At 31.4% G+C, this 26,455-nt stretch carries 27 protein-coding genes and 3 pseudogenes; 9 read left to right on the forward strand and 21 right to left on the reverse strand.

The window, feature by feature from the left end:
- Positions 1-34: 34 nt before the first annotated feature.
- Positions 35-1,720: pseudogene (locus tag ELQ11_RS10310) on the forward strand (SLC13 family permease).
- 27 nt (positions 1,721-1,747) lie between these two features.
- Here the strand turns inward: ELQ11_RS10310 and mnmA are convergent.
- The 3 genes from mnmA to ELQ11_RS05645 form a co-directional block, all read right to left on the reverse strand.
- Positions 1,748-2,764 carry a tRNA 2-thiouridine(34) synthase MnmA gene (mnmA, locus tag ELQ11_RS05635; RefSeq protein WP_002870919.1) on the reverse strand — a complete coding sequence of 339 codons (1,017 nt, stop codon included), beginning with the start codon at positions 2,762-2,764 and terminating at the stop codon, positions 1,748-1,750.
- Entirely contained in the window at positions 2,764-3,369 is a 606-nt protein-coding gene (locus ELQ11_RS05640) for a TIGR00730 family Rossman fold protein (RefSeq protein WP_002870918.1), read from the reverse strand. Before ELQ11_RS05640 ends, mnmA begins: the two co-directional genes overlap by 1 nt.
- Positions 3,370-3,489: 120 nt before the next feature.
- Positions 3,490-4,266 carry a hypothetical protein gene (locus ELQ11_RS05645; protein WP_126232804.1) on the reverse strand — a complete coding sequence of 259 codons (777 nt, stop codon included), beginning with the start codon at positions 4,264-4,266 and terminating at the stop codon, positions 3,490-3,492.
- 153 nt (positions 4,267-4,419) lie between these two features.
- Between ELQ11_RS05645 and ELQ11_RS05650 the strand changes: the two genes are divergently transcribed.
- The gene (locus ELQ11_RS05650) at positions 4,420-5,250 is read left to right on the forward strand and encodes a hypothetical protein (protein ID WP_134225195.1); all 831 of its coding nucleotides are present in this window, start codon (positions 4,420-4,422) and stop codon (positions 5,248-5,250) included.
- Positions 5,235-5,834, forward strand: coding sequence for a C39 family peptidase (locus tag ELQ11_RS05655; protein ID WP_002860901.1), 600 nt, complete (start codon positions 5,235-5,237; stop codon positions 5,832-5,834). Before ELQ11_RS05650 ends, ELQ11_RS05655 begins: the two co-directional genes overlap by 16 nt.
- Positions 5,835-5,882: 48 nt before the next feature.
- Here the strand turns inward: ELQ11_RS05655 and fliY are convergent, their stop codons facing one another.
- Genes fliY through aroQ form a run of 8 tightly spaced genes read right to left on the reverse strand, consistent with a single transcriptional unit; the run spans position 5,883 to position 12,127 of the window.
- Complete coding sequence (gene fliY, locus ELQ11_RS05660) at positions 5,883-6,725, reverse strand: flagellar motor switch protein FliY (RefSeq protein WP_002860902.1); 843 nt, start codon at positions 6,723-6,725, stop codon at positions 5,883-5,885.
- Positions 6,722-7,801: a flagellar motor switch protein FliM gene (gene fliM / locus ELQ11_RS05665; RefSeq protein WP_002851710.1), complete on the reverse strand. Its 1,080-nt coding sequence runs from the start codon at positions 7,799-7,801 to the stop codon at positions 6,722-6,724. The genes fliY and fliM overlap by 4 nt, the downstream gene beginning before the upstream one ends.
- Positions 7,801-8,493 (reverse strand): RNA polymerase sigma factor FliA, encoded by a 693-nt coding sequence (locus ELQ11_RS05670; protein ID WP_002871494.1) that lies wholly within the window; start codon positions 8,491-8,493, stop codon positions 7,801-7,803. The genes fliM and ELQ11_RS05670 overlap by 1 nt, the downstream gene beginning before the upstream one ends.
- A complete protein-coding gene (locus ELQ11_RS05675) occupies positions 8,474-8,830 on the reverse strand; it encodes a hypothetical protein (RefSeq protein ID WP_002854547.1) in 357 nt (118 codons plus the stop codon). The genes ELQ11_RS05670 and ELQ11_RS05675 overlap by 20 nt, the downstream gene beginning before the upstream one ends.
- 18 nt (positions 8,831-8,848) lie before the next feature.
- Entirely contained in the window at positions 8,849-9,715 is an 867-nt protein-coding gene (flhG, locus tag ELQ11_RS05680; protein ID WP_052858893.1) for a flagella biosynthesis ATPase FlhG, read from the reverse strand.
- Entirely contained in the window at positions 9,708-11,162 is a 1,455-nt protein-coding gene (flhF, locus tag ELQ11_RS05685) for a flagellar biosynthesis protein FlhF (protein ID WP_002871493.1), read from the reverse strand. Before flhF ends, flhG begins: the two co-directional genes overlap by 8 nt.
- 9 nt (positions 11,163-11,171) lie before the next feature.
- Positions 11,172-11,645, reverse strand: coding sequence for a 2-amino-4-hydroxy-6-hydroxymethyldihydropteridine diphosphokinase (gene folK / locus ELQ11_RS05690; protein ID WP_002851803.1), 474 nt, complete (start codon positions 11,643-11,645; stop codon positions 11,172-11,174).
- A gap of 2 nt (positions 11,646-11,647) precedes the next feature.
- Entirely contained in the window at positions 11,648-12,127 is a 480-nt protein-coding gene (gene aroQ, locus ELQ11_RS05695) for a type II 3-dehydroquinate dehydratase (RefSeq protein ID WP_002852001.1), read from the reverse strand.
- A 91-nt stretch (positions 12,128-12,218) separates the two neighbouring features.
- On the opposite strand from aroQ, the gene ELQ11_RS05700 reads away from it, so the two are divergent.
- The 3 genes from ELQ11_RS05700 (at position 12,219) to ELQ11_RS05710 (ending at position 15,442) form a co-directional block, all read left to right on the forward strand.
- Complete coding sequence (locus ELQ11_RS05700; protein WP_002871492.1) at positions 12,219-13,448, forward strand: metal-dependent hydrolase; 1,230 nt, start codon at positions 12,219-12,221, stop codon at positions 13,446-13,448.
- The gene (sppA, locus tag ELQ11_RS05705) at positions 13,436-14,332 is read left to right on the forward strand and encodes a signal peptide peptidase SppA (protein ID WP_072223645.1); all 897 of its coding nucleotides are present in this window, start codon (positions 13,436-13,438) and stop codon (positions 14,330-14,332) included. Before ELQ11_RS05700 ends, sppA begins: the two co-directional genes overlap by 13 nt.
- Before the next feature lie 78 nt (positions 14,333-14,410).
- A complete protein-coding gene (locus ELQ11_RS05710; protein ID WP_002851763.1) occupies positions 14,411-15,442 on the forward strand; it encodes a Cj0069 family protein in 1,032 nt (343 codons plus the stop codon).
- Here the strand turns inward: ELQ11_RS05710 and ELQ11_RS05715 are convergent.
- The 10 genes and pseudogenes from ELQ11_RS05715 to ELQ11_RS05760 form a co-directional block, all read right to left on the reverse strand.
- Positions 15,439-15,624, reverse strand: coding sequence for a hypothetical protein (locus tag ELQ11_RS05715; protein ID WP_072223644.1), 186 nt, complete (start codon positions 15,622-15,624; stop codon positions 15,439-15,441). The genes ELQ11_RS05710 and ELQ11_RS05715 overlap by 4 nt on opposite strands.
- Positions 15,625-15,672: 48 nt before the next feature.
- Complete coding sequence (locus ELQ11_RS05720) at positions 15,673-16,281, reverse strand: bacteriohemerythrin (RefSeq protein ID WP_052858899.1); 609 nt, start codon at positions 16,279-16,281, stop codon at positions 15,673-15,675.
- 2 nt (positions 16,282-16,283) lie between these two features.
- Positions 16,284-16,931 (reverse strand): hemerythrin family protein, encoded by a 648-nt coding sequence (locus ELQ11_RS05725; RefSeq protein WP_002871084.1) that lies wholly within the window; start codon positions 16,929-16,931, stop codon positions 16,284-16,286.
- A gap of 178 nt (positions 16,932-17,109) precedes the next feature.
- On the reverse strand, positions 17,110-17,766 hold the full coding sequence (locus ELQ11_RS05730; protein WP_002871085.1) for a lactate utilization protein C: 657 nt from the start codon (positions 17,764-17,766) through the stop codon (positions 17,110-17,112).
- Entirely contained in the window at positions 17,759-19,198 is a 1,440-nt protein-coding gene (locus ELQ11_RS05735; protein WP_052949429.1) for a LutB/LldF family L-lactate oxidation iron-sulfur protein, read from the reverse strand. Before ELQ11_RS05735 ends, ELQ11_RS05730 begins: the two co-directional genes overlap by 8 nt.
- Positions 19,195-19,935 carry a (Fe-S)-binding protein gene (locus ELQ11_RS05740; RefSeq protein WP_134225196.1) on the reverse strand — a complete coding sequence of 247 codons (741 nt, stop codon included), beginning with the start codon at positions 19,933-19,935 and terminating at the stop codon, positions 19,195-19,197. Before ELQ11_RS05740 ends, ELQ11_RS05735 begins: the two co-directional genes overlap by 4 nt.
- 119 nt (positions 19,936-20,054) lie before the next feature.
- Positions 20,055-21,737: an L-lactate permease gene (locus tag ELQ11_RS05745; protein ID WP_074486976.1), complete on the reverse strand. Its 1,683-nt coding sequence runs from the start codon at positions 21,735-21,737 to the stop codon at positions 20,055-20,057.
- 170 nt (positions 21,738-21,907) lie between these two features.
- Positions 21,908-22,447 (reverse strand): annotated as a pseudogene (locus ELQ11_RS05750) (cytolethal distending toxin subunit A/C).
- A 36-nt stretch (positions 22,448-22,483) separates the two neighbouring features.
- Positions 22,484-23,097 (reverse strand): annotated as a pseudogene (locus tag ELQ11_RS10090) (cytolethal distending toxin subunit B family protein); the annotation flags it as partial.
- Between the two features lie 10 nt (positions 23,098-23,107).
- Complete coding sequence (locus tag ELQ11_RS05760) at positions 23,108-23,290, reverse strand: toxin (protein ID WP_070243404.1); 183 nt, start codon at positions 23,288-23,290, stop codon at positions 23,108-23,110.
- Between the two features lie 161 nt (positions 23,291-23,451).
- Between ELQ11_RS05760 and ELQ11_RS05765 the strand changes: the two genes are divergently transcribed.
- The 3 genes from ELQ11_RS05765 to cydB are packed head-to-tail and all read left to right on the forward strand — an operon-like array spanning position 23,452 to position 26,372.
- The gene (locus tag ELQ11_RS05765; RefSeq protein WP_002860921.1) at positions 23,452-23,685 is read left to right on the forward strand and encodes a DUF4492 domain-containing protein; all 234 of its coding nucleotides are present in this window, start codon (positions 23,452-23,454) and stop codon (positions 23,683-23,685) included.
- Entirely contained in the window at positions 23,686-25,248 is a 1,563-nt protein-coding gene (locus tag ELQ11_RS05770) for a cytochrome ubiquinol oxidase subunit I (RefSeq protein WP_070210683.1), read from the forward strand.
- A complete protein-coding gene (gene cydB, locus ELQ11_RS05775) occupies positions 25,248-26,372 on the forward strand; it encodes a cytochrome d ubiquinol oxidase subunit II (protein WP_002860923.1) in 1,125 nt (374 codons plus the stop codon). Before ELQ11_RS05770 ends, cydB begins: the two co-directional genes overlap by 1 nt.
- Positions 26,373-26,455: the final 83 nt, after the last annotated feature.

Below are 26,455 nucleotides of genomic sequence, written 5' to 3' on the forward strand. Positions count from 1 at the left end.
TGTAAATTACATTACCAATATCAAAGGATAAATAATGAACAGAAGTAAAATTCCCTTGTTGGCGCTGTGTATTTTAATTGCAGCTGTGTTTTGGCTTATGCCTACTCCTGTAGGTTTGGAAGATAATTCTTGGCATTTTCTTGGGCTTTTTATTGCTGTGATTATGGCGGTGATTTTACAAGTAATGCCTTTGGGGCTGTTTGTATGATAGCTATTGCCATAATAGCTCTTAGTGGCATTACCACTGCCCAAAGTTCTGTGCGTGCTACACATAAAAAACTCTTGAGGGAATTGTTTTAAGAGATAATTCTAATACAACTATGGATGAGGCAGTTGAAGCCACTATTTTGCAGGCTTTAATCAATGCTAATATAAGTAGAAATTTAAAAGCAAAAGTTAATGAAATTTTAAAATCAAGCACAGATATAAATTACCAGATTGAAAATCTAAGTAAAATTTACACCAAGGCTACTTCAAAAACTTCTACGCAACAACTTATTGATGAGACTAAAATTTCAGCTTTAAATACTTTAGCACTTGATTTTTTATCTCAAAAGAGTATAGATGAAAAAGTAAATACTGCTATATCAAATTTAAAATCTAAAACAGGTATAAAAGATGCTTTAAGTGGTTTTTCAAATTCTCTTATTTGGCTTATAGTTATTTCTATTATTGTGGCTCGTGGAGTTATTAAAACAGGACTTGGAGAGCGTTTAGCTTATCATTTTATCAGTATTTTTGGTAAAAAACCTTAGGTATTGCTTATTCTATAGCTTTTTGCGAAACCATTTTAGCTCCAGTTACTCCTTCAAATACTGCAAGAGCAGGGGCTATCATAAATCCTATAGTTCAAGCTATTGCAAGAAGTTTTAAATCCACTCCTGAAGATGGAACGCAAAATAAAATAGGCACTTATCTTTCTTTGGTAAATTATCAAGCTAATCCTATTTCATCAGCTATGTTTATTACAGCTACAGCTCCAAATCCTTTGGTGCTTTATTTTCTCTCTCCACCAGAAATTAAATCCACGCCTAATGCTTCCACTTTTGCTAAAGATAAATTGAAAGAACTTGGAAAAATGAAAAATAGTGAAAAAATAATGCTCAGTGTTTTTGTCTCGCTTTTACTTTTATGGGCTGGAACTTTGGGTTTGTTTTTTGGAATTTCTCTTGATGCGACTAGCGTGGCTTTGCTTGGGTTGTCTTTGGTGTTAATTAGTGGAGTTTTAACTTTTGGGGAAGTTTTGGCTGAAAAAGCTGCTTGGAATACTTTAGTATGGTTTTCGGCTCTTGTAATGATGGCAACTTTACTTGGCAAACTTGGTGTTACTCAGTTTTTAGTTGAAGTTTTAGGTGAATTTGCTTCTGCTATGGGACTTGGGGAAATTTCTATTATGATATTTTTAAGCCTTGCTTTTTTATATACGCACTATTTCTTTGCTTCCACTACAGCTCATATATCAGCAATGTTTTTTGTTTTTTATAGTGCAGGGCTTGCCTTAGGAGCACCACCACTTCTTTATGCTTTTATTATGATAGCTTCAGGTAATGTTATGATGGCATTAACTCACTATGCAACAGGAACAGCTCCTGTTATTTTTGGAACAGGCTATGTAACTCTTAAAAAATGGTGGAGTATAGGTTTTGTGATTTCCATAGTTGATATAGTAGTGATGATAGCTGTTGGGCTTTTTTGGTGGAAAATTTTAGGATTTTATTAATAATTTCTAGGAATTAATTCCTAGAAATTATTCTATAAAACCGCTTGCTATGACTTTATCATGATCATAAAAGACTGCCATTTGTCCGCTAGCAAGTCCATAAACAGGATCTTTTAGAGTGATTTTTGCGCTTTTATCTTCATAAATTTCTACCTTACAAGGTGTAGATTTTGAACGATAGCGGATTTTTACTTCGCAATCAAGCTCTTTAGTGTCTATAAAAAGATTGATATTTTTTAGCTTAAATTCACTAATTTTAAGTTCTTCTTTGGTTCCTACGATGATTTGATTTTGCTTAGGATTGATTTTTAAAACAAAATGTGGCTCATGTGCTCCACGCACTTCAAAGCCTCTTCTTTTGCCTATGGTATAGTGCATATAGCCCTCATGTTTGCCTACCACTTTTCCGCTACTATCTAATACTTCTCCAGGAATTTTTGTATCCATAAACTGATCTAAAACTTGCACATAAGTATCTTCAACAAAGCAAATTTCAGAACTTTCCTTTTGAGTGGCAAAAGATTTTAAAACCTCTATAGTGGAAGCAAATTTTTTCACATCTTCTTTTTTCATCTCACCTAGCGGAAAAATAAGATATTTTAAAGCTTCTTTATCTGCACTAGCCAAAAAATAGCTTTGATCCTTGCTTTCATCTACTGCGGTTTTTATTAAGTTGTTTTCAAGTCTTGCATAATGCCCTGTGGCAAGTTTTTCACAACCTAAACTTTTAGCAAATTCTAAAAGTTTTCCAAGTTTGATAAAACGGTTGCATAAAGCGCAAGGATTTGGTGTTTTACCCTCTTTATAAGTATCTACAAAAGGCATATAAACTTTGTTTTTAAAATCTTCTTGTAAGTCTAAAATATGATAAGGAATTTGCAAAAAGTTTGCAACTTTTTCTACTTTTTTGATATTTTCTTCGTGGTAATTTGGCTTGCCATGAAGCTTCATATAACAACCTATAACTTCATGACCTAAATTTTTAAGTTTATAAGCAGTGACTGTACTATCAACTCCACCACTCATAGCGACTAGAATTTTCATTAAATTTCCTTTAAAGTATTAATTATAAAATTCAAGTCGTCAGTGATTTTATACTTTAACTCATCTCCTTTAGAAATCACTTCAAGTTTGAGCAAAGAATTTCTGACGAACTCATCAAAACCTCGCCAAAATTCACTCCCAAACAAAATAATAGGAACATCTTTTTTAAATTCTAATTGTTTTAATGTAAGAATTTCACACAATTCATCAAGTGTTCCAAAGCCGCCTGGGAAGATCACAAAAGCTAGACTCTTTTCAATAAGAGCCATTTTGCGTATGGCTAAGCTCTCAAAAGTAATATTATATTCTACAAAATCATTAAGTTTTTGCTCGTGAGGTAAAAATATATTAAACCCTACAGAACTCATTGAATTTGTATTATTTTTTTGTGAAAAAGCACCTTCGTTGGCTGCACGCATAATGCCTCCTCCTCCACCACTTATCACACAAAAACCATTTTGAACACATTTTTGTGCCAAAATTTTAGCCTGCTGATAATAAAAATTATCTTCTTTAAGTCTTGCTGAACCAAAAAAAGTTACGGCATTTTTTAGGTTTGGTATGTTAGCAAATTTTTCTAAATCTTGGCTTATTTTTTCATTCATTTTTCAACCTTTAGTTAAAATAAATTCCATTCTAGCTAAAAATTTATAATAAGTTCTTTATTATATAAGTTTTAATAGGTTTATTTTATTAAGATTAGGAATTTAAAGACTTTTAAATCCTTAAGCCTTAATATCTATACTTTTTGGTGCAGAATTTGAAGAAAGGATTTTGTTAAATTCTCCTGCATCATCATCACTAAATTTCATACCAAAAAGAAGTTCTAATTCTTTAGCCTTATTAAAACTATTTTCTAAAAGCTTTTTTAAGAATTCGCTGCTTATATTATTATCTTTATAAGTTTCTTTGTTTTTGCTTTCGCCTTGAATGGCTTTGAAGGGTTTTTCATCTGGGTTTTGACCATTTTCGTTGCTTTCTTGGGTAGAATTTGAGCTTTGTTGTTTATTTAAAAACCTATCTATCTCTTCTTGAGTAAGTGGTTTAACATCAAGTGCGTCAATAAATCGTTTTTTTCTTTCATCTTTTTCAGCAACCCATATTCTTGCGAATTCACTCGCACTTGTAAGAGTTTTTAGAAGATTGGCTTCGCGTATTCTGGCAATCTTATCTCTTGGAATAAATTCAATATTATCAATGTCATACGCTCCGTTAAGAATTTCCCATTCCTCTTCAGTTAATTTATCTTTTCGCATTCGCTCAAGCAAGGAATTTTCAACTTCTTTAACATCTGGGTCTCCATTATAGCCGTATTTGTTCGCATATTCTTCACTAAGCATTTCTCCAAAATATTTTTGCACAAAATCTTCCCAATAAGCATCTTCTTCACTTTTTGGCTCATCTTTTTTAGTATAAGTATATTCATTATTTTCATCTTTTTTAATGCTTAAAGCATTATTTGGATAATTGATATTAGGATAGTGAGAATTAAGACTTATCATAAAAATCCTTTTTTAAAATACTAAAATAACCTTTGAATAATATCACAAATTATATATTAAAATCAAATTTTTTATTTGGAACATTCATTGCTTTAAAAAAAATTTGAAAATATTTTAGAAAGGTAACAATGAAAAAGATTTATTTAAGTATTTATGGTTTTAGTTAATTGTGTTTTTGCTAGTGATGAACTAAATATAGACAGTTTATTTAAAAAGCAAATAGGCTTAAGAAGCATTACAAGCTTTTCTTTGCTTAGCACAGGAAATGCAAACTCGTATTCTCTTTATCCTAATATAACAATAGGTGGAGATCCTACAATGTGGAATGATACAAAGCAGGTGTTTTTAACTCAAACTTTCATTTATACCCTAACACCTAAGTTTGACATACTTATTTCAGGGGGCGGAAGTTATGCAAGAGCTGAATATACAAACTTTTTTACAAATGAGTATTCTAGTAAAAACAGAATAGGTTTTGATAGTTTATGGCTAGGTTTTATTTATACAGGCGATAGCATTGCAGATTTAATTCCACAAATTACCTTTCAAACTGCAGTCGTTCAAAGAGAAAAAGCAATCAATCAAACCAAAAACTTTTATCTAAAATCACAAAGCTTACAAGCTAGTTTAAGGGGATATAGCGATCCTGTGGTTTATAGTATTTATACAGGATTTGGTTATAATCAATCAAGAAAATTTAAAACCCTTAAAATAGAGTATGGAAATAGTATTTATGTGGGTGGGGATTTATCTATTATTCTAAGTCCTAAAATTACTTTAGATTTAGGAGCAGAGCAAAGATTTCAAACCGAGCAAAAAATTAATGGTTATCAAAATTCTGAAGTGCGTTCTATTCCAACTTTAAGTCTAGGTTCGACTTATAGCATTAATTCAGATACCGCAGTTTCTGTTAATGCTAGTTTTGGAGGAAGCTCTGCTTCTCCTGATAGTATATTTGGGATAAGCTTATGGAAAAAATTCTAAAAATTTTATTATTTTTACTCATTCTTGCTTTGAGTGCAAAAGCCGAATGGGTAGTTAAGTCTTATCAAGAAATTAAAAACGAAAGAGTAATAAGACAAACTTATGAGCAATCTTGTGGGGCTTCATCTTTAGCAACTTTACTTAATATACTTGATGATCAAAAAAAGTTTGATGAACTTGAACTTTTAAAGATTATGAGCGGACAAGAACTTTATACGGATATGGTAAGCTTTGCAGATTTAAGCGATGCAGTTAAAAAACTGGGCTTTCAAAGCAATTCATATCAAATCAATAGAGAAAACTTGGATAAACTTGTAAATATTCCAATGCTTGTAAAAATTGAAGATGATCCACGCTTTCCACATTTTGTTATAATTATCAATCATAAAGGAAATTATTTGCAAATACTTGATCCAAGCCATGGAGAATATATAAGTTCTAAAAGTCAATTTTTTAGTATTTGGGATAGATATAATAAAGGTGGTTATGCTTTAATTGTTGCTCCTAAAAAAGAGCTAAAACCTTTTAAGTTAAATACTCCAAAATCTTTACATTTTGATTTCAGCCCTTTTAGTTTGTTTTAGTTTTAATTCGTTTATATTTATTATTCTTAATTTGTAGGCTAAAACTTTTTATCTTAGTTGTTCTAATCTTTCTTTTTTAGAACCAATTTCTGTAATTTGAACGCCGAAGTTACCATCGACAATTACTACCTCGCCATAAGCAATTCTTTTATCTCCGATTAAAATTTCAAGCGGATCGTTTGCAAGTTGATTAAGCTCCACAACTGAACCTATATCCATAGTTAAAACATCTTTTAAAAGCATTTTTTTATTGCCTATACGCACACGCACAGGCAAACGAACATCCATGATAAGATTGATATTTTTAAGTTCTTCGCTAAGCATTATCGCTTTTTCTTCAGCGTTGTGATTAGAATCAGTGCTTGTATTTCCTGTTTCAGCAGGTTTTCCACTTAGAATGTTGTGAAGTGTTTGATCCATGGCTAAAGAAACTTGTTCTTCTAAATCGCCTATTTTTACATCATATAAAAATAATTTTTTAAAATCTTTAAAATCTACGCTTTCAGGCACAAATTCACAAGATTCTATACTAAAATCCATTTTTGGAATGTCTTTTTGAGCTCCTAAAGTTGTAGAAAATGCTGAAATGATATTTTGGATGGCTTCTTTAGCTGCATCCATTTCATCAGGACCTAGTTTATCGTTTTTGGTGATCTCTTCTTCGCCCATCATCCATTCACCAATAGCACTCATTAAAACAGCACCGGCTAAAATTCCTATTTTTCCACCATTTGCTATATCAAATATAGCATACACTAAAGGTGCTTTTAAAGTATCACTTGCATTGACATCAAATTCTTTATATTCGCTAAATTCAGCACTTTTTCCTGTTAAACCTTCAATGGTGCTGATGCATTCATTTGTAAACATTTTTAAAAAATCATTGATCATATTTCTTCATCCTCCTCTTCAGGCTCATCATAAACACTAGCTTTAGCTTTACGTTCTTCTTCGTATTTTTCCAAAATTTCTTTGATTTCATCTTTATCTGTGCGTATGAGTTCTAAAATTTTAATAGATTTTCTAAAACGATGCAATCCAATTTGTGCTAAGAAAACATCTTTTTTATCGATGCTTACTATAGCTTTATCATCTGCTTCTCTATCAAGCCTTAAAATATCGCCTTGTTTAAGTTCTAAAAATTCATGAACATTAATTAAGGTTTTTCCTAAAATTGCTTCATATACCACTTCAGCACGACCGATTAAAGTTTTAAGTTCTTTGTTACGTGATTTTTTGGCTGAGGTTTCACCCATCATAATATCGCGGTTTGCCAAACGGCTTAATATACTTTCTAAATGCACTACAGGATAGCAGATATTTACCATACCGCTTGAATTTCCTATGATGATTTCCATTACCACCATGATAACAATCTCATTTTGAGATACGATTTGTACAACATTTGGACTTGATTCTTTAGCTTCAATACTAGGATAAATTTCAGTTACAGTAGCCCAGCTTTCTTTAAGTCTTTGCATAATGATACGCAAAATAGAATCAAGCAAATTAAGTTCAATATCCGTAAGCTCACGCGAAGCTTCATAGCTATCACCTTGACCACCTAAAAGCCTGTCTATCATAGGAAAAGCTATGCTTGGATTGATTTCTAAAACACAGTTTCCATCTAAAGGTTTGATAGAAAAAACGTTAAAACTTGTTGGGCTTGGCAAAGACATTAAAAACTCTCCATAAGTCATTTGATCGACTGAATGAAGTTTAGTTTCAACAATACTTCTCATCATCGATGAAATTTGAGAGGCTAAATTTCTTGCTAATTTATCATGTATGCCTTTAATCGTCCTAAGTTGTTCTTTTGAAACTCTGTTTGGACGCTTAAAATCGTATACAACGATATTTCTTTCATCTTTTTCATCTTTTGAATTTGAGGCTATGGGTGTGTCGGTGTTATCATCGACAACTTCAAGCAGGGCATCAATTTCTTCTTGGGAAAGTATCTCAGCCATTACATTAGCCTTTCTCTAAGTTTTTTAAGAAGTTTTTTGTGAATTTGTGAAATTCTACTTTCACTGATTTGTAAAATTTCACTGATTTCTTTTAGGCTTAATTCTTCATAATAATAAAGCTGAATGATTAACTGATCGCGCTCTTTAAGATCATCTAGCACTTCGTGAATTTTTTCTAAAAGTTCTTCTTTTTCAATTTTTTCTAAAGTATTGTCTTCGTTGTAAAGTTCGATTTGCTCATCGATGGGCAGGGTATAGCTAATAGCATGAGCTGTTCTTACTTCTTTGATTTTTTCTACATCCAAATCAAGTTTTTTGGCTAGATATTCATCATCAGGTTCGCATTCATGCTCAAGGAAATATTCATCCATGATTACATCAATATCTTTAATAATTTTGCGATTATTGCGACTCATTACATCAAGACTTCTAAGATAATCAAGCATAGAGCCATTAACTCTTTTTCTTGCAAAACCCCAGAAGTTATCATTTTGTTCTTTATCGTAACGGCGTGAAAGCTTTATCATTTCTTCAACGCCTATGCTAATAAGATCATTAACATCTATGCTTGAAGGCAAGCGTTCTTTTAGTCTAAAAGCCATAGCACGCAGAGCTGGCATGTAAGAAAGTACAAGCTCATCTTGCTCTTTCTTTAGCATTTGTGCATAAGCTTTAGGCGGCTCTTTTAGCATTTCTTCGTCTTTCTTTGGATTCATTTTTCTTTAGCTCTTCTCTTTCTTCATTGAGCTTTTCTAAAATTATATCCATTTTCTTTTCACGAATAACTAAATCGTTGATAATATTATTGCTAGTTTTTTCATAATCGTGTTTATTAAAGATTCTACCGCTAATTTTCTTTACATCTATAAAATTCATAATAGCAATATGAACAAAAACATAAAACATAAAAGTAATAAAACAAGTAAAAATCAGTATATCAAAGGCTTCATCTATACTAATAATGCTAAATGCAAGTCCTATAAAAAATCCACAAACAGTGAAAAATGCTACGTAATTTTCTGGCCTCATAATCTCTTCTCTTTATTGCTAAAATCTTTCAATAATTTTTCTAAAAAAACTTGAAAAACTACGATTTGAAACATTATCAAGCACTTTCCGTTCCAATCTATATAAAAGCTTGGAAGCTAGGGCTTTAAGCTCATCACTTGAGGCTGTGTTTTCATCGCTAAATAAAGTTCTTTTTTTAATACTACCACTTACATCTTTAGAAGCGCTTAAATGACCTAAGAATTCTAAATTTAAAGGATTTTTAATGTTTGCATCTGCAACTTTTTTAATATTTTCAAACACTTTTAAAGCTTCATTTTCGTTTTTTACAACATTAAAGAGCATTAGTAAATTTTCTTTTGTCTTAGAAGTTGTTTTTATGGTTGCATACGCATCAGTGATTGCTGCAGGATCAGGAACAGTTACTACTATAACTTCATCAGCCATTTCTAAAAAATTTAAAATATTTCCACCAATACCCGCGCCTGTGTCGATAATAAGAAAATCAAGCTCATCTAAAATACTTGCTTGATTTAAAAATCTCTCGTAAATATTTTTATCATTATATTTTAAAATCTCATCTCCACTTTCGCCTGGGATGAGCCATAAATTTGGCTTAACTTCTATTAAAATGTCTTCCAAGGAGCATTCTCCGCGTAAAACATGTAAAAGATTTTTTTGTATGCGTACATTTAAAATGACATCCAAATTTGCCAAGCCAATATCAGCATCAAAAAGCCCAACTTTATAGCCATTATTTGCTAAAACATTGGCTAGATTTGCGCTAATCGTACTTTTTCCAACGCCACCTTTTCCACTTGTAATAGCTATAAAATGAGTGTTTTGGGATTTTTTGGTTCCATTTTGACTCATGAGATTGTGAAGTTTATTTGCTTGGTTATTCATTATTTTTTCCTTTGTTAAACCCTTCTAAAATACAATGAACTAGAAAATCACTATTGGCTACTTCTAAATCATCTGGCACTTCTTGTCCTGTAGAGAAAAAGCTTAGAGGAATATTTGTTTCATAAATAAGAGAGAAGATATTTCCAAAAACCTTTGTTTCATCAAATTTAGTAATAATCAAAGTATCAATATTTAAGAATGAAAAATTTTTATAAATTTCCATTAAATCTTCATGTTTGGTGTTTGCAGAAACCACTAAATTTACATCAATTTCTGCATTTGAGTGCATTAAAAATTCTTTAGTTTTAGCAAGTTTACTTTGATCGTATTGTGAATTTCCTATAGTATCAACTAAAATTACTTCGCAATTATTTAAGCTTTTTATCGCTTCATCTAAATCCTTTGGTTCTATGCTATCAATAATAGGAAGTTTCATCATTTTTGCATACTGAAAAAGTTGCTCAACCGCACCGATTCTATAAGTATCAAGCGTAATAATACCTGTTTTATAACGCTTATCTCCATAAGCATAGCGAAAAGCTAACTTAGCTAAGGTTGTTGTTTTTCCGACTCCTGTTGGGCCCACTAGCATCATGATTTTTTGTTTTTTTATATCGCTTTCAACGCGACAAGGCAAGATATTTCTTAAAAGTGAGTGAAAATATCTTTGAACCGCATCTTTGTTGGTTTTCATAGCAGCTGGCATATTTTCTATAGTTGCTTTCATAATCGCTTCTAGATGATTTTCAAGCATTCCACTTTCTTTGGCTTGCTTATAAATACTTGCAAATTCAGGAGGTATCATAAGATTTTTTCTAGCTTCAGCTTTATCGTCCCACATCATATCTGCAAGAAGATCTATTTTATCGTTAAGCTTGTTGATTTGTTTTTCAAATTGCTTTTCAAAATTTTCTATTTTTTTATTATAATTTGGATTAGGGGTGTAATTTTCTAAAGGTGTGTTTGTGACTTTAGAAATTTCATTGCTAACTTCACTTAGTTTTTCTTTAAAATCATCAAAGCCTAGAGTCTTATTTTGATGAGGGTTGATTTTGTTTTGTGGAAAATCTTGATAGGTTTTTTTAGTTAAGTCATTGTTTTTTACAGTGTTTAAATTTGTATTTAAGCGAGTGTTTGAGAAATCCAAGACTACATCTTCATCTTCTTGAGGGATTTGAGATCTAATTTTTTCTTCTGTAAGAGAGGTAGAAGATGGTTTTGGCGAGCTTTTTTTTGCAGGTAAAGATTTTCCTTGTTTTTTTAAGTGTTCTTCATAGTCGCTTTCTTCTATGGCTACCATAACCTCATAAAGCGCACTGCGATTTAAGGTTTTAGGACGAATTTGTTTATTTGTTATAATTAAAGCTTTATCTCCGTAATCTTCTTTTACTTTGGGTATAATTTGTTCTGTATCTTCAACAGTAAAAGTATGTATAAGTTGTCCCATTTATATTCCTTATATCATGCCTAAAGGCAAAATTACACTCACTCTTTCTTTAGCCCCTTTATGAGGCACCTCACACCACTTATCACGCTTGACTTTTTGTGAAAAGTATAAAAGATCTAAATCAAGCGTTCTAGGAGCGTTTTTGAAAGTTCTCTTGCGTTTAAATTTTACTTCATAATAAAGTAAAACTTTCAAAAGTGCTCGTGCATGCAAATTAGTTTGTATCAACATAACAGCATTGGTAAAATCTTTTTGCTCTTTAAAACCAAAGGCTTCATTTATCAACATAGGAGATGTGGATAAAATTTTAAATCTTTTATCATCCATCATTACTCGAAAAAGCATATCAAATCTTTTTTTTTCGGGCTCTATATTGCTTCCTAAGCCTATAAGAGCTAAATATTTAAAAGATCGTATATTTTGACTAAAAAAAGGAAAAAAACGACTTTTTTCAAAGTGTTTTACTCCTTGAATTTTTAGCATTATTATTTATTTGTTTGTTGTGCTTGTTGCATCGCGCGCAAATTTTTTATTTGCTCACAAATTTGAATTATACCCATTAAAGCCAAGTGATAGCCAAAAGGACCAAAACCAACAATAGTTCCAGAACATACAGGCGCTATAAGACTTTTTTGACGAAATTCTTCTCTGCGATAAACATTGCTAATATGTACTTCAATTGTAGGTAAAGCTACTGCTGCAATAGCATCGCGAATAGCTACTGAAGTATGAGTATAGCCTGCTGCATTGATAATAATTCCATCAACTGTTCCAAGGCATTCTTGAATTTTATCTACGATTTCACCTTCAAAATTACTTTGGAAAAAGTCAAGTTCTACATTGTTTTGCGATGCTGCAAGTTTCATTTGCTCATGAATTTCTTCCATTTTCATAGCACCATAAATTCCCACTTCTCTTACGCCAAGCATATTAACATTTGGGCCTTGGATAATCATTATTTTCATGGATTTAACCTTAAAAATTTATTTTTTAACCTTTTATTATAACATTTTAAAAATAAATTTTTGCTACAATGTAATTTTTGAAAGGAAAATCGTGTTTATAGCTGCTGCAAGATATCTTTTTTTATGCGATGAAGATTTTACAATACTAGAAAATCAAGCCTTTGTTTTTGAAGATAAAATTTTAGAATTGGGTGAATTGGATAATTTAAGAAAAAAATATCCCAAGGCTAAAATCATCAAAACACCTAAAAATTCGGTTATTTTACCTGCTTTTATAAATCCTCACACACACTTAGAATTTAGTGCAAATTCAACAACTTTACATTTTGGAGAATTTTTAATTTGGCTTAAAAGTGTTATAAATTCTCGTTCTATGTTAAATGCACAGGCCAAAGAAGAATTAATACTTCAAAGCATTAAAAAAATGCAAAAAAGCGGTATAGGCACTATAGGTGAAATTTCAAGTTTTGGGAGTGATTTAGATCCTTGTTTAAAGGCTAGTCAAAAGGGTATGCGTATAGTATTTTTTAATGAAATTTTGGGTACAAATGAAAATCAAGTTGAAGATAAAAAACAAGAATTTTTAAAAAGATTTGAAAATTCTTTGAAATTTAAAAATGATTTTTTTATCCCAGCAATTTCGATTCATTCTCCTTATTCAACTCATCCTAGTTTGGCTCATTTTGCTCTTGATTTAGCTAAAAAGCAAAATTTACTAGTTAGTACGCATTTTTTAGAAAGTAAGGCTGAAAATATCTGGCTTAGAGAGTCTAAAGGAGGGTTTAAAAAATGGCTTGAAAATTTCACACTTCACCCTAAGCCTCTTTATACACCAAAGGATTTTGCTAAACTCTTTAAAGGAGTAAGGACTCTTTTTACGCATTGTGTTTATTTAAAAGAATATGAATGGTTAGATAAAAATTTACATTCTATTACACATTGTGCATTTTCAAATCGTCTTTTAAGTCAAAAAAGCTTAGATTTAAAAACGGCTTTAAAAAGTGGATTAAATATCCATTTAGGAACCGATGGACTTAGCTCAAATATTTCATTGTCCTTACTTGATGAAATGCGCGCGAATTTGCTTATACATAAGAATTTTGATTTATTAGAGTTAGCCTCTAAGCTTTTGCAAATGGTAACACTTTATCCTGCAAAGGCTTTAAATTTAAATTTAGGAGAGCTTAAAAAAGGTAAAATTGCTGATTTTAGCGTATTTGAGCTAGGAGAATGTGATAAAAAGCAAGCTCCTTTGCAGTTTATTTTAAATGCTAAGGAAGTAAATAAATTATTTATAAAAGGAAAAGAATGCAAATTTTAAAATCATTTTTTAAGGCTTTAGGATGCGGTATAAAATTTATCAATACTTATTTTAAAACCTTTGTTTTATTGTTGATTGTTATATGGATTTTAATGCCTAGTGCAAATTCAAGCTCCAATCTTGCAAATTTAGAACGCATTGATTTAAAGGGTGAAATTTTTGACAGCTCTGCAGTTTTGGAAAAAATTATCAACGCTAAAAATGATAGCAATATCAAAGGAGTGCTTTTTGTTATAGACTCTCCTGGTGGAGCTTTTGCTCCTAGTATGGAACTAGCTCTAGCTATAAAGGATTTAAAAATTAAAAAGCCTGTGCTTGTTTATGCAAGCGGAACTATGGCAAGCGGAAGTTATTTAGCAGGAGTTGGAGCTAATAAAATTTTAGCCAATCCAGCAAGTTTTATAGGCTCTATCGGTGTGATTATGCAAGGAGCTGATTTAAGCGGATTGGCTAATAAACTCGGTATTAAAGAACAAACTATTCAAGCGGGTGAATTTAAAAGTGCTGGAACTTTTGCAAGAGCTTGGAATGAGAATGAAAGAAATTTTTTACAGGGTTTAATTGATCAAAGTTATGATCTTTTTACAGGTTTTGTTGCCAAGGAAAGAGCATTAGATCTTAATAAAAAAGATCAATGGGCAAATGCAAGAGTGTTTTTAGCTGCCAAGGCTAAGGAGCTTGGTCTTATAGATGAGCTTAGTAATTATGAAAATGCTAAAAAGGAGCTTGAAAAACTTGCTAATGTTTCAAATCCTGTTTGGAAAGAAGAAGATAAGATTGATAAATTTCTTAACCGCCTAGAAGGACAAACATCAAGCTTGATAAGTAAAAGCTTAATCGAAATCGTTTATAAAACTAATAGCAGTTTTATAAACGCTAGATAAAATATATAAATATTTTTATTTAATTTTTGTAATATTTTTATGCAATAATTATTTATATCTTAGATAAGGAGTAAAATAATGAAAAAAAATATTGTTTTTTTCGAAGTTAAAGGTGGGAGTGATAAAGGTGAAGATGGCTATAGAAAAGATACCATGCCTATGGTAAACGCCTTAAAAGCTAAGGGTTGGAATGCTGAGGTGATTTTTTTTGAAGTGGGTAAAAAAGATGAAATTTACAAATATGTAAAAGAAAATTTTGATGGTTATGTTTCTCGCATCAATCCTGGCAATCTTAAAGAAGAAAATGAGTATTTTGATATGTTAAGAAAACTTTGTGCCGATAAGCTTGTAGGCATGCCTCATCCTGATGCTATGATAGGTTATGGCGCTAAAGATGCACTTACAAAATTAGCAGATACTGATCTTGTTCCAAGTGATACTTATGCTTACTATGATATTAAGACTTTTAAAGAAAATTTTCCAAAAAGTTTGGCTAAAGGTGAAAGGGTTTTAAAACAAAATCGTGGCTCTACAGGAGAGGGAATTTGGCGTGTGAGTGTAGAGGGTAATGTTAGTGGAGATAGTTTGCCTTTAAACACAAAAATCAAGTGTACGGAAGCTAAGGATAATCATGTAGAACATAGAGAGCTTGGGGAATTTATGGATTTTTGTGAGCAATATATCATAGGTGATAATGGTATGCTTGTGGATATGACTTTTTTACCGCGCATTAAAGAAGGTGAAATCAGACTTTTAATGCTTTATAACACCCCTGTAAATGTAGTACATAAAAAACCAGCTGAAGATGCTGATGCTTTTTCTGCTACGCTTTTTAGCGGGGCAAAATATCGCTATGATAAGCCAGAAGATTGGAAAACTTTGGTGGATATGTTTTTAGGCGAGCTTCCTAAGGTAAGGGAAAAATTAGGCAATTATGACTTACCATTGATTTGGACGGCTGATTTTATTTTAGATACTGATGAAAAGGGCAATGATAAATATGTTTTAGGCGAGATTAATTGTTCTTGTGTAGGCTTTACTTCTCATTTAGAACTTGCTGATGAAGTAGCTTCAAATATTATTAATATTGTAAGTAAAACTAAGGCTTAGTCTTTAAGTTTAATGTCCATTTTATTATTACAAAATGGACATTCTTTTTTTATTGTTTTTAGGTTTGAGCTATATTCTATTGGAAAAAATTTTTCACAAAATGAGCATTTTATATCTTTGGTTAGTATAGGATAGGAATAATCAAATTTATCCAAAATAAAATATTTTATTTTTTTATCCATTAAATTTCCTTCTTTGTCTAACTTATATTTTAACGCATAAATAGTTAATTAGAAATTTTCTGAATATTTTTTATAAAACTGTATGGCTTCTTTGCATTTTTTACATTTAAATTTTACGCCCTTAAGTTGAATTTTTTGATGAATTCCAAAAGGTACATCATGCATTTGTCCTACGCATTCACATATGTAAAGATAAACTGCATTTTCATCATCTTTTTCTTCTTTAACTTCTTCAAAGCTTACTTCTCCATCATCTTCAGAAGCCAAAGAAGATCTTCTGTATTGTTCAACCTTCATATCTTCATAGAGTATATGTTCTAAAAGCCATTTTTTAGAAACTGTGTAAAGCTTCTCTTTTAAATCATTAGTGGACTTTATATTTTTAATAAGATCTATCATGGATTGAATGATTTCTTTATGAATTCTTTTATGTTCTTCTAAGTCAGGATATCCTATAAGTTTCATGTATTTTTCTTCATCATTAAAATGATCTTTCATGTAGTTAAAAAATTCAGCCAATAAAGCTTTTACATCATCCTTGTAAACAGGTTTATCAAACATAAACTCTACTTTACCTGCAAGTTCAAAAAGTTTTTTGTGCTGTTCATCTATTTTTGCATTATGAACGCTATAACTATCATCCCATTTTGGAAACATTTTTAATCCTTTAACTCACTTTTAACGTAGAATAAATTTTTTTGACATTTTTTACATCTTAATTGTTTTTTATGACAGAGAATGTCAAGGTGTTCTGTATATGAAAGTATGTGATTTGTTCTACAAGGGCAAGAATAGATAAATTCATATTCTTTATGTTTTACTTGTTTGGCGGTAGGAGTTGTTGGAGTGTTTTCGTATAATATTTCTTCATTGATTTTTTCAAGCTCTTCTTCTTGTTTGCTTAAAATTTGATCCGAAAGCCAATTTCCTATCATAACATCATGATGTAATATATGTTCTAAAAGCCACTCTGACATTATAGTATAAAGTTTTTCTTTTAAATCATTAGTGGTTTTTATGTTTTGTATAAGATAAGACATATCATGAATGATATTTTTATGCATGATTTTGTGTTCATTTAAATAAGGATAATGAATTTCTTGCATATAATCTTCTTCATTACTAAAATGTTCTTTCATATAGTTAAAAAGTTCTGTTAAAATTTCTTTTAACTCATCTCTTTGAACAAATTTATAAACCGCATTTTCTATTTTTGCTGCAAGTTCAAAAAGTTTTTGATGTTGAGCATCTATTTTCTCATCATTGATACTATATTTTTCATCCCAAACAGGAATTAATTTATCCAAAAGCACCTTCTTTAATTTTTGTATTTAAAATTAATTTAATATATTTGAGTGAAATATTACATTATACTTTATTAAAATATTATTAATTAGAAATTATTTATTTTATTTATATTTGTATAATATAAAAAGTATATATAATTAATATTAAAAATTAAGACTTACTGATTCTAGTATAGAATCAGTAAATAATAATATGTGCAATTTGTGGCCCATGAACACCAAAAACAGTGATAAGTTCTATATCTGCTGTTCTTGAAGGCCCTGCTATAAATAAGATATTAGTAGGTAAAATTTCATTTTCTTTTTTTACTAAATTTAAAGCTTCGCTAAGACTTTTAACAACATTTTCTTTTTTAAGCAATACTATGCAAAGTTTAGGTGCAAGGCTTAGCATTCTAGGTTGGGTTTTACTTGAAGGTATAAGTGCAACTCCGTGAGAGCTTACCCCTGCTCTTGCGTGAATGATGGAAAAATCACTATGAAAAACTTCAGATCTTAGATTTTCGATTTCTTTATCAAAGCAAATCTTCTTTTCTGCCTTGATTTGTTCTAAATCTAAATTTAAATCCGCCCCATAAATCATACTTTTAAAGCCATATCTTGCGATAATTTCATTGATTTTTTCTTCTAAGGTATCTTTAGTCGCATTTTCAACGATGTATTTATTATTGCTCATTTTTTGCTTCATTTCTGCAAGCATATCTTGGGTGGTTTGGATATGTTCTACAGGATCTATACTTTCAATACGCGTAAAGTCTGTTTCTTTGTAAGCTTTTTTAAGATGTTCTAAAATACTTGCTTTACTTTTGCTTGAAATTTCATCGATTTTACTCATAGCTTACTCCTTCTAGTTTTTGCACTTCTTTATAAAGATCCATTTTAATTTGAGGTAATTCTTTAAAAGCGTGCCATTTTTTAATCACAGGTAAAACGCTTGCGAAATTTTGTACCGTCCAGTTGAAATAATGTGCTTTTGAAAGTGAAAAACGCCATTTATTGCCATTGGTTGCGATATTTTTAAATTGTTTAAAAGCAAAGGCTTCTAAGGCATTGCGATGAACATTATTTGCTCCTAAAGGTGGATTTTTACCTTGTCCTATTTTATCACATCTTAATTTGCGAATAAGATCAGCCAAAGGAATTTGCACTGGACAAACTTCAGAACAACGCCCACAAAGTGAACAGAAATTTAAAATATCTCCTGTATGATCTATACCAAAAATATTAGGACTGATTACTTCTCCTATAGGTCCTGGATAAGTGGTTTGATAGGCATGTCCGCCGATTTGATCATAAACAGGGCAAAAATTCATACAAGCCCCACATCGAATACAACGCAAAGCCTCATAATAATCCTCATGAGCTAACATTTTAGAGCGATTGTGATCAAATAAAATCACATGCACTTCTTTAGGACCATCTAAATCCCCATTTTTTCTAGGACCTGTGATGATATTGTTATAAGTTGGTATAAATTGTCCTGTGGCTGAAGGAGTGAGTAAAGAAACCATAGTAGCCGCATCTTCAAAGCTTTCCATGACTTTTTCTATGCCGCAAAGTGCGATATGAATATCAGGTGCTGTAGTGCACATTCTACCGTTTCCTTCATTTTCTATAAGCCAAAAAGCTCCTTCTCTTGACATGGCAAAATTGACCCCACTAAGTCCAAGCTTTAAGCCTTCAAAATCTTTTCTTAAATGTTCTCTAGCTACCGCATTTAAACTTTCAGGTTCATCGTTTTCTAAATTCGCTCCTAATTTTTCTTTGAAAATTTCTCCGATTTCATGGCGGTTTCTATGTATAGCAGGTACAACTATATGTAAAGGAGGCTCTTCATTAAGCTGTAAAATAAGCTCTCCAAGATCGGTTTCTATAGCTTTTAAACCTTTTTTTTCTAGGTAGTGATTTAGGCCTATTTCTTCGCTTGCCATAGATTTACCTTTTAAAAGCTTAGTGATATTTTTTTCTTTCATGATTTCATAGACGATTTCACAGGCATCTTCATCACTACTTGCCCAATGCACTTTAATGCCATTTTTTGTAGCATTTTTTTCAAATTCTAAAAGCCTTTCTTCTAAACTCATTAAGGCATTGTTTTTAGCTTGTTTAGCTTTAGCTCTTAAACCCTGCCAGTCTTTAAATCTAGCATCAATAACATTGAGTCTATTTTTTTGTAAAGTATGCATGGCAGTCATTAAATTTTCTTGCATTTGCCTGTCATTGAGTTTAATTTGAACGATTTGTTCGTGAGGAATTTTTTGACTCATAGTCTTTCTCCTTCTAAGCGTTTAAGTAAAAAGTCATATAAATGTATGCCTTTTATATCTAAACCCATTCTTTTCATTGTGCCATATATGTTTAAAAGACAACCTCCATCGCCACTGATGAGATATTTTGCACCGCTATTTTGTATATCTTTGATTTTGCTTCTTGCCATAGCATTTGAAATTTCAGGCTCTTTTACTGAAAAAGTTCCGCCAAAACCACAACATTCTTCCTCGTATTGAAGTTCTACTAATTCTACATTTTTTAGTTTTTTGATAAGATTTTTACTCGCTTGTATGCTTTTTTGCACTCTTAAAGCATGGCAATTAGAATGCCAAGTTACTTTTATAGGTGCACCTTTGTCTTCATAATCTACTTTTAAAACTTCATCAAGGTATTGTGAAAGTTCTATCACTCTAGAGCTAAAATCTTTGACTTTAGAAAATTCAGGTCTGTTTTTAAAAAGTTCTTTATAGTCATGACTCATCATACCCGCACAAGAACCACTTGGCACAACGATGGGATAATCTTTATCAAATAAATCTACATTATATAAAGCAATCTCACGACTTTCATCGAAATAACCTGAGTTAAAAGAAGGTTGAGCGCAACAGGTTTGATTTTTTTTAAAAATCACTTCAATACCTTCACGCCTTAAAAGTTTTATTGCATTTAAAACGCTTTGTTGCATAGCAGCACTTCCTAAGCATGTGGCGTAAAAATACACCTTTTTCATGATCTCTCCTTTTGGGATAATTTAGGATAAATATTCTAATCCTATAAAAATAAAAGCAAAGTAAAATTTCCAACAAATATTCTAAAAACGAATATTTGTTGAAGTAAAACTTAAATTTTTAATTATTTCACTATAACTTCAGGGATGATTCCTTGCAAGAAAAAAGCTATAATGCAAGTCCAAATTCCTATTAAAATAATAAAAGCTATAGAATATTTTAATGTGAATTTGAAAAGATCAGATTCTTTTCCTACAAGTCCAACCGCTGCGCAAGCTATAGCAATGCTTTGTGGACTGATCATCTTTCCAACGACCCCACCTACTGAATTAGCTGCTAAAAATAAAGCTTCGCTAATACCTAGTTTTTGAGCACTTACTTGCTGCAAGGTTCCAAAAAGTAAATTTGCACTTGTATCAGAGCCTGTTAAAAATACCCCTATCCAACCAATGATTGGCGAAAAGAAAGAAAAAGCATCGCCTGTGTGTGCAAAAGCAAGTCCTAAGGTAGTACTCATACCACTATTTTTAGAAATAAAAGCAAAAGCTACAACTAAACCTATGGTGATACAAGGTATAGCCATTTCTTTTAAAGTAGCCCAAAAGCATTCTGCTGCATCTTCAGCTTTAATTTTTAAAATAGCTATACTTAAAAAAGCTGCAAGCAAAATCGCTGTTCCTGCTTGAGCTACGGTTTTTCCATTGATTAAATCTACACCTAAAGCCAAAGATAAAGGCTTAGCTTCTCCTATGCCTGTGATAGAAGGGCTTAAAATTCCAGTTGTGATATTGCTAAATTGTAAAGTAATGCTTGTATAGCTTAAAATTCCGTCCTTATCAAAGAGAGCTTTAAACCAAGGTTGTGTCCAAATGATAATACAAACAATGAGTAAAATAAAAGGCGACCAAGCTTTTAGAATTTGATTAAAGCTTAGAGTATTATCTTGAGTGAAATTACTTTCATTATCAAATCTAAAAATATTTTTTGGTTTCCAAAATTTTAAAAATATAGTTGTAACCGCTAAAGAAACCACAGCTGAAATAATATCAGGCAATTCCGCTCCTAAGTGATTTGAGCTTAAAAATTGAGTAGTTGTAAAGCTTAGCGCCGCAACTAAAATAGCTGGAAAAGTTTCTTTAACGCCTTTAAATCCATCCATTAAAAAAACTATGAAAAAAGGTATAGTAAGGCTTAAAGGAACTAGCATTCTACCTACCATGGCAGAAACTGAATGCTGTTCTATGCCGACAAGATTTGCCATAGCAATAATAGGAATTCCCACCGCACCAAAAGCAACAGGAGCGGTATTTGCGATAAGACAAAGTCCTGCAGCTTGCAAAGGACGCAAACCAAGTCCTACTAAAAGTGCAGCAGTTATAGCCACAGGGCCACCAAAACCTATAGCACCTTCTAAAAATGAACCAAAACAAAAACCTATTAAAATCACTTGAATTCTATGATCTGGAGTAATGCTCATCACGCTTTTTTTAATGATTTCAAAAGAACCCGACTTGATAGAAAGTTTGTAAAGAAAGATTGCTGCAATGATAATCCAAGCTATAGGCCACATACCATTTGTAAAGCCTTGAATAAAACTTGCGCCCACTAAATTCCAAGGCATTTTATAGGCAAATAAAGCTACCAAAGTAGCAAGTATAACAGTTAAAAAACCTGCTTGATAACCTTTAAGTTTTAAAACAACCAAACAAACTAAAAAACATAGTATAGGTAAAAATGCCACTAAAGCACTTAGCCAAATGTTTGAAAAAGGGTCGTAAACTTGTTGCCATGTTAAAATTTGCTCCAATTTTTCCTCCTTGATAATTATCATGTATAAATTTATTGTAACAAAAAATTAAATTAAAATAAAAAAATTATAGAGTAAAGTAAATTATATTGTGTTGTTATTGATTATTTTGTGTATTTTTGTAATATCATAAATATTAAATAAATATAAAAATAGAACAAGAAAAAATCTTATTCTAAAGGGGTAGAAGCTGTTAAAGGTGGAGTTATAATCATTAGTTCGTTTACTTCATAAAAAATTAGGATCTAAGGTGCAAGGGGCTATTCTAAAGCGTTTTTGTGTAGGAATATTTGGATTAAAAAGTTACCATACATTCATCAGATTCCAAAACTAAAGAACAAATTTGCACATCTGAAGTTGTTGTTGGCATTCATAGAAAATACAGTTTCTAGTTTACCATCTTTTAGATTATCTCGACAAGATTTTGCTCCAAAGATTCCATCTTCTAGGATGGTCAAACAAAGATCGCTTTCCTTTGGATTTGTAAATTGCACATAACCAAAAGGAAGTTCATTGGCTAATTTATCTTTTTGTTTTAACTCATTGCTTAAAACAATTTCTTTAATATTCCAATTTTGATCAATAGGATCTTTTGAGATATCTCTAAAGGTGCTTAAAAAAATTCCCGTTTCTAAACTTCCTATAGAAACCATTTCGGTAAAATCTTTCAAATCTCCAGTAGGAGTTGCAAAGGCTAAAGTTATAAACATAAAAAATAAAGCAACAATTTTTTCATATTAAATGTCTTAAAATTTTCTAAAATTAACTGGAAAATGATCTTAAACTTGCAAGCATCAAAATCACAGCTAAAAGTGGTGGAGTATAGGCTTGTTGTATGTTTAATTGCCTGTAATTGCATAATCAATAGTCCCTCCGTTTGCTTGAGTTACACTAGTTGGAAAAACCACTCTAATTTTATTTGCTAATTCTCTATCCACTGTATTTGTTATAGTAGAAGGATCGCGGTTAAAATCCCCTGCTATCATCCAGTTAACTTGAGGTATATTTACAAAATGTGTATTTATGGGCTGTGATAATTGCTCCTACATCTGTTCCTTCATTGGCTAAAGCATAGATATTGAAAAAAAGCATCACTTCCATCGCGAATTCCTATAATGGGTCTTGAAACTATAGCTAAATTTACACGATTAGCTTCTACATCAATGTGAGAATAATAAATAAAAACCCTATCAGGTCTTGAAAGAGTCCTCAAATTCTACTCATATTCGTCAATAGGCGTTCCACTTTGTTGCACATGGTGTCCTATTGGAGTGGCTATTCTTAGTAAAGTTCCTATTTCTTGTATCATCAAGATATCTAAGGGGTTTGCTCCACTTGCAAGTTGTCTTACTGCATTATTGTTGATGCTACTAGTTAAAGGTGGGGTAAATAGGAGTAATAAGTACTAAATCAGCATTGCTAATTAAACTTGGAATTTCTTGATTGGTAGGAAAAATAGGTTCAAAATCCAGTTTTAAAGAGTGAGTGTCTTCAAATTCCCCAAATGAACGCCCCAAAGGATTTACATTTTCAAAATTTAGAAGAACATGCATTAAAGAAAAAAATCATAAAACAAAAATAAAAACTTTAATTTTTTGCATTAAAAACCTTGATTATGTATTTAAATTTTTTAAGAAAATAATAACATAATTTTCATTATAATTTTCCGCTTCTTAAAATGTTTTATTTTGTTGTTTTTAAAGGTAGAATTTACATGCATCTTAAACACTTATATTTTAGTATTTCTCAAATTTTTAATTTTTACAAAGAAGGTTTTAAAAATTTAACTCTTGGAAAGACCCTTTGGAAAATTATCTTTATCAAACTTTTTGTTATGTTTGTGATTTTAAAACTTTTTGTTTTTGATGTAAATTTTAATTCTATTTTTAAAAGCGACAAAGAAAAAAGCACTTTTGTACTCAAAAATCTTACACTCGAAGGAAAATAAATGAACGAATTTAGTAGCGTTGATTGGTCAAGAGCGCAGTTTGCTTTAACTGCACTTTATCATTTTTTGTTTGTGCCTTTAACCTTAGGCTTATCTTTTATCATTGCTATCATGGAGACTATCTATGTAAAAACTAAAAATGAAAGATGGAAAAAAATCACCAAATTTTGGCTTTCATTATTTGCTATAAATTTTGCTATCGGTGTAGCTACAGGTATTATAATGGAATTTGAATTTGGAACAAACTGGGCAAATTATAGCTGGTTTGTGGGAGATATTTTTGGTGCACCTTTGGCGATTGAAGGTATTATGGCATTTTTTTTAGAGGCTACTTTTTTTGCAGTTATGTTTTTTGGCTGGGATAAAGTAAGTAAGGGTTTTCACTTACTTTCAACTTGGTGTGTGGCTATAGGAAGCAATCTTTCTGCTTTTTGGATTTTAGTGGCAAATGGTTGGATGCAATATCCTGTAGGAATGAGCTTTAACCCTGATACAGCAAGAAATGAAATGCAAAGCTTTTTTGAAGTAGCACTTTCTCCTGTGGCTATTTCAAAATTTTTACATACCATAGGCAGCGGTTATGTGATTTCAGCTTTATTTGTAATAGGAATTTCAGCTTGGTTTATGTTAAAGGGACGCCATATTATCGAGGCTAAAAAAAGCTTAGTTGTAGGAGCTAGTTTTGGTTTGGTTTGTTCAATCTTTTTGTTTTTCAGCGGAGATGAAAGTGCTTACCGTGTAACTCAAACTCAACCTATGAAACTTGCAGCTATGGAAGGGGTTTATCAAGGTGAACATCGTGCAGGACTTGTGCCTTTTGGAATTTTAAACCCTAAAAAAACCATAGACAATAACGAAAGTGTGTTTTTATTTGACATTACTATACCTTACGCTCTTTCTATATTAGGAAACCGTGATCCAAATTCTTTTGTTCCAGGAATTGAAGATTTAATCTATGGAAATGAAAGCAAAGGTATAGAACCTATGCAAAATCGTATCGATAGAGGAAAAATCGCTATACAAGCTCTAAAAGACTATAAACTTGCTAAAGAAAACAATGATACAATAGCTATGGCAAATCACAAATCTATTTTAGAAACTCATTTTAAAGATTTTGGTTATGGATATTTAGAAAAACCAAGTGATACTATTCCGCCTGTGGCTTTAACTTTTTATAGCTTTCATATTATGGTTGCTTTAGGAAGTTTTTTCTTTTTACTTTTCATTGTTACACTTTATCTTACTATGGCAAATGATATTGAGAAATTTAGAAAAGTACTTTGGGTGTGTTTGTTATCCATTCCATTGGGTTATATCGCCGCTGAAGCAGGCTGGATTGTTGCTGAAGTAGGCAGACAACCTTGGGCAATTCAAGACTTACTTCCCGTACATATCGCAGCAACACAACTTGGAAAAGTCAATGTTCAAATTTCATTTTGGATTTTTGCAGTACTTTTTACAGCCTTATTGATTGCAGAAGTTAAAATAATACTTACTCAGATTAAAAAAGGTTTTGACGCACATGCAGGACATACTCCACTTATGGGCAAAGGAGAAAAATAATGTTTTTTGGTTTAGAACTTGAAGGTTTGCAAATTTATTGGTGGTTGATTTTAAGTTTGCTCGGTGGACTTTTAGTTTTTATGTTTTTTGTCCAAGGTGGACAGACTTTAATCGATGAGCTTAGCAAGGATGAGCTTGAAAAAACCATGCTAGTCAATTCTTTAGGGCGTAAATGGGAGCTTGGTTTTACAACTCTTGTACTTTTTGGCGGAGCAGCTTTTGCAGCTTTTCCACTTTTTTATAGTACCAGTTTTGGCGGAGCTTATTGGGCTTGGCTTTGTATTTTATTTTGTTTTATTTTACAAGCTGTGGCTTATGAGTATCGTAAAAAAGAAAATAATGTTTATGGCTCTAAAACCTATGAAATTTTTCTTAAAATCAATGGATATTTAGGGGTATTTTTAATCGGAGTTGCAGTAAGTAGTTTTTTTAGCGGTTCTGAATTTATCTTAAATGAGCATAATTTTGTTTCTTGGCAAAACCCTTTGCACGGCTTAGAACTTTTACTCAATCCTTTTAATTATCTCTTAGGCTTAGCTTTGGTATTTTTAGCAAGGCTTTTAGGCGCAGCGTATTTTATGAACAATATCAATGATGAGAATATCAAAATAAGAGCTATGAAAAAACTTATGATCAATAGCATTTTGTTTTTACCTTTTTTCTTAGGTTTTTTAGCGTGGATTTTTTTAAAAGATGGTTTTAGCGTAGATGCCAATGGAACTGTAAGCATGAGTGCGAATTTGTATTTATATAATTTCTTAAATCAAATGATTTTTGCTATCTTGCTTGCTATCGGTGTGATTTTAGTGCTTTTAGGTATGATTCAAGGAGCAAAAGGTTGCTCTAAAGCTATTTTTACCCTAGGACTTGGAACGGTTTTAACAGTTTTTGCTTTATTATCAAGCATTGGTTTAGGTCAAAGTGCTTTTTACCCATCTTTAAGTGATTTGCAAAGTTCTTTAACTTTAAAAAATGCAAGTTCAAGCTATTATACTCTAAGCGTCATGGCTTATGTGTCTTTACTTGTACCCTTTGTTTTAGCTTATATTATCTATGTTTGGAATGCAATGGATAAAGTAAAAATTACACGCGAAGAAATCGCAAACGATGATCACGCATATTAAGGAGAAAAAATGTTACATGCTTTGTTTTTATTGGCTTGGCCTTTAGTAATTTATCTAAGCTATAAATTTATAATGCTAAATAT

The organism is Campylobacter sp. US50a (genome assembly GCF_004379015.1).
GTDB lineage: Bacteria > Campylobacterota > Campylobacteria > Campylobacterales > Campylobacteraceae > Campylobacter_D > Campylobacter_D jejuni.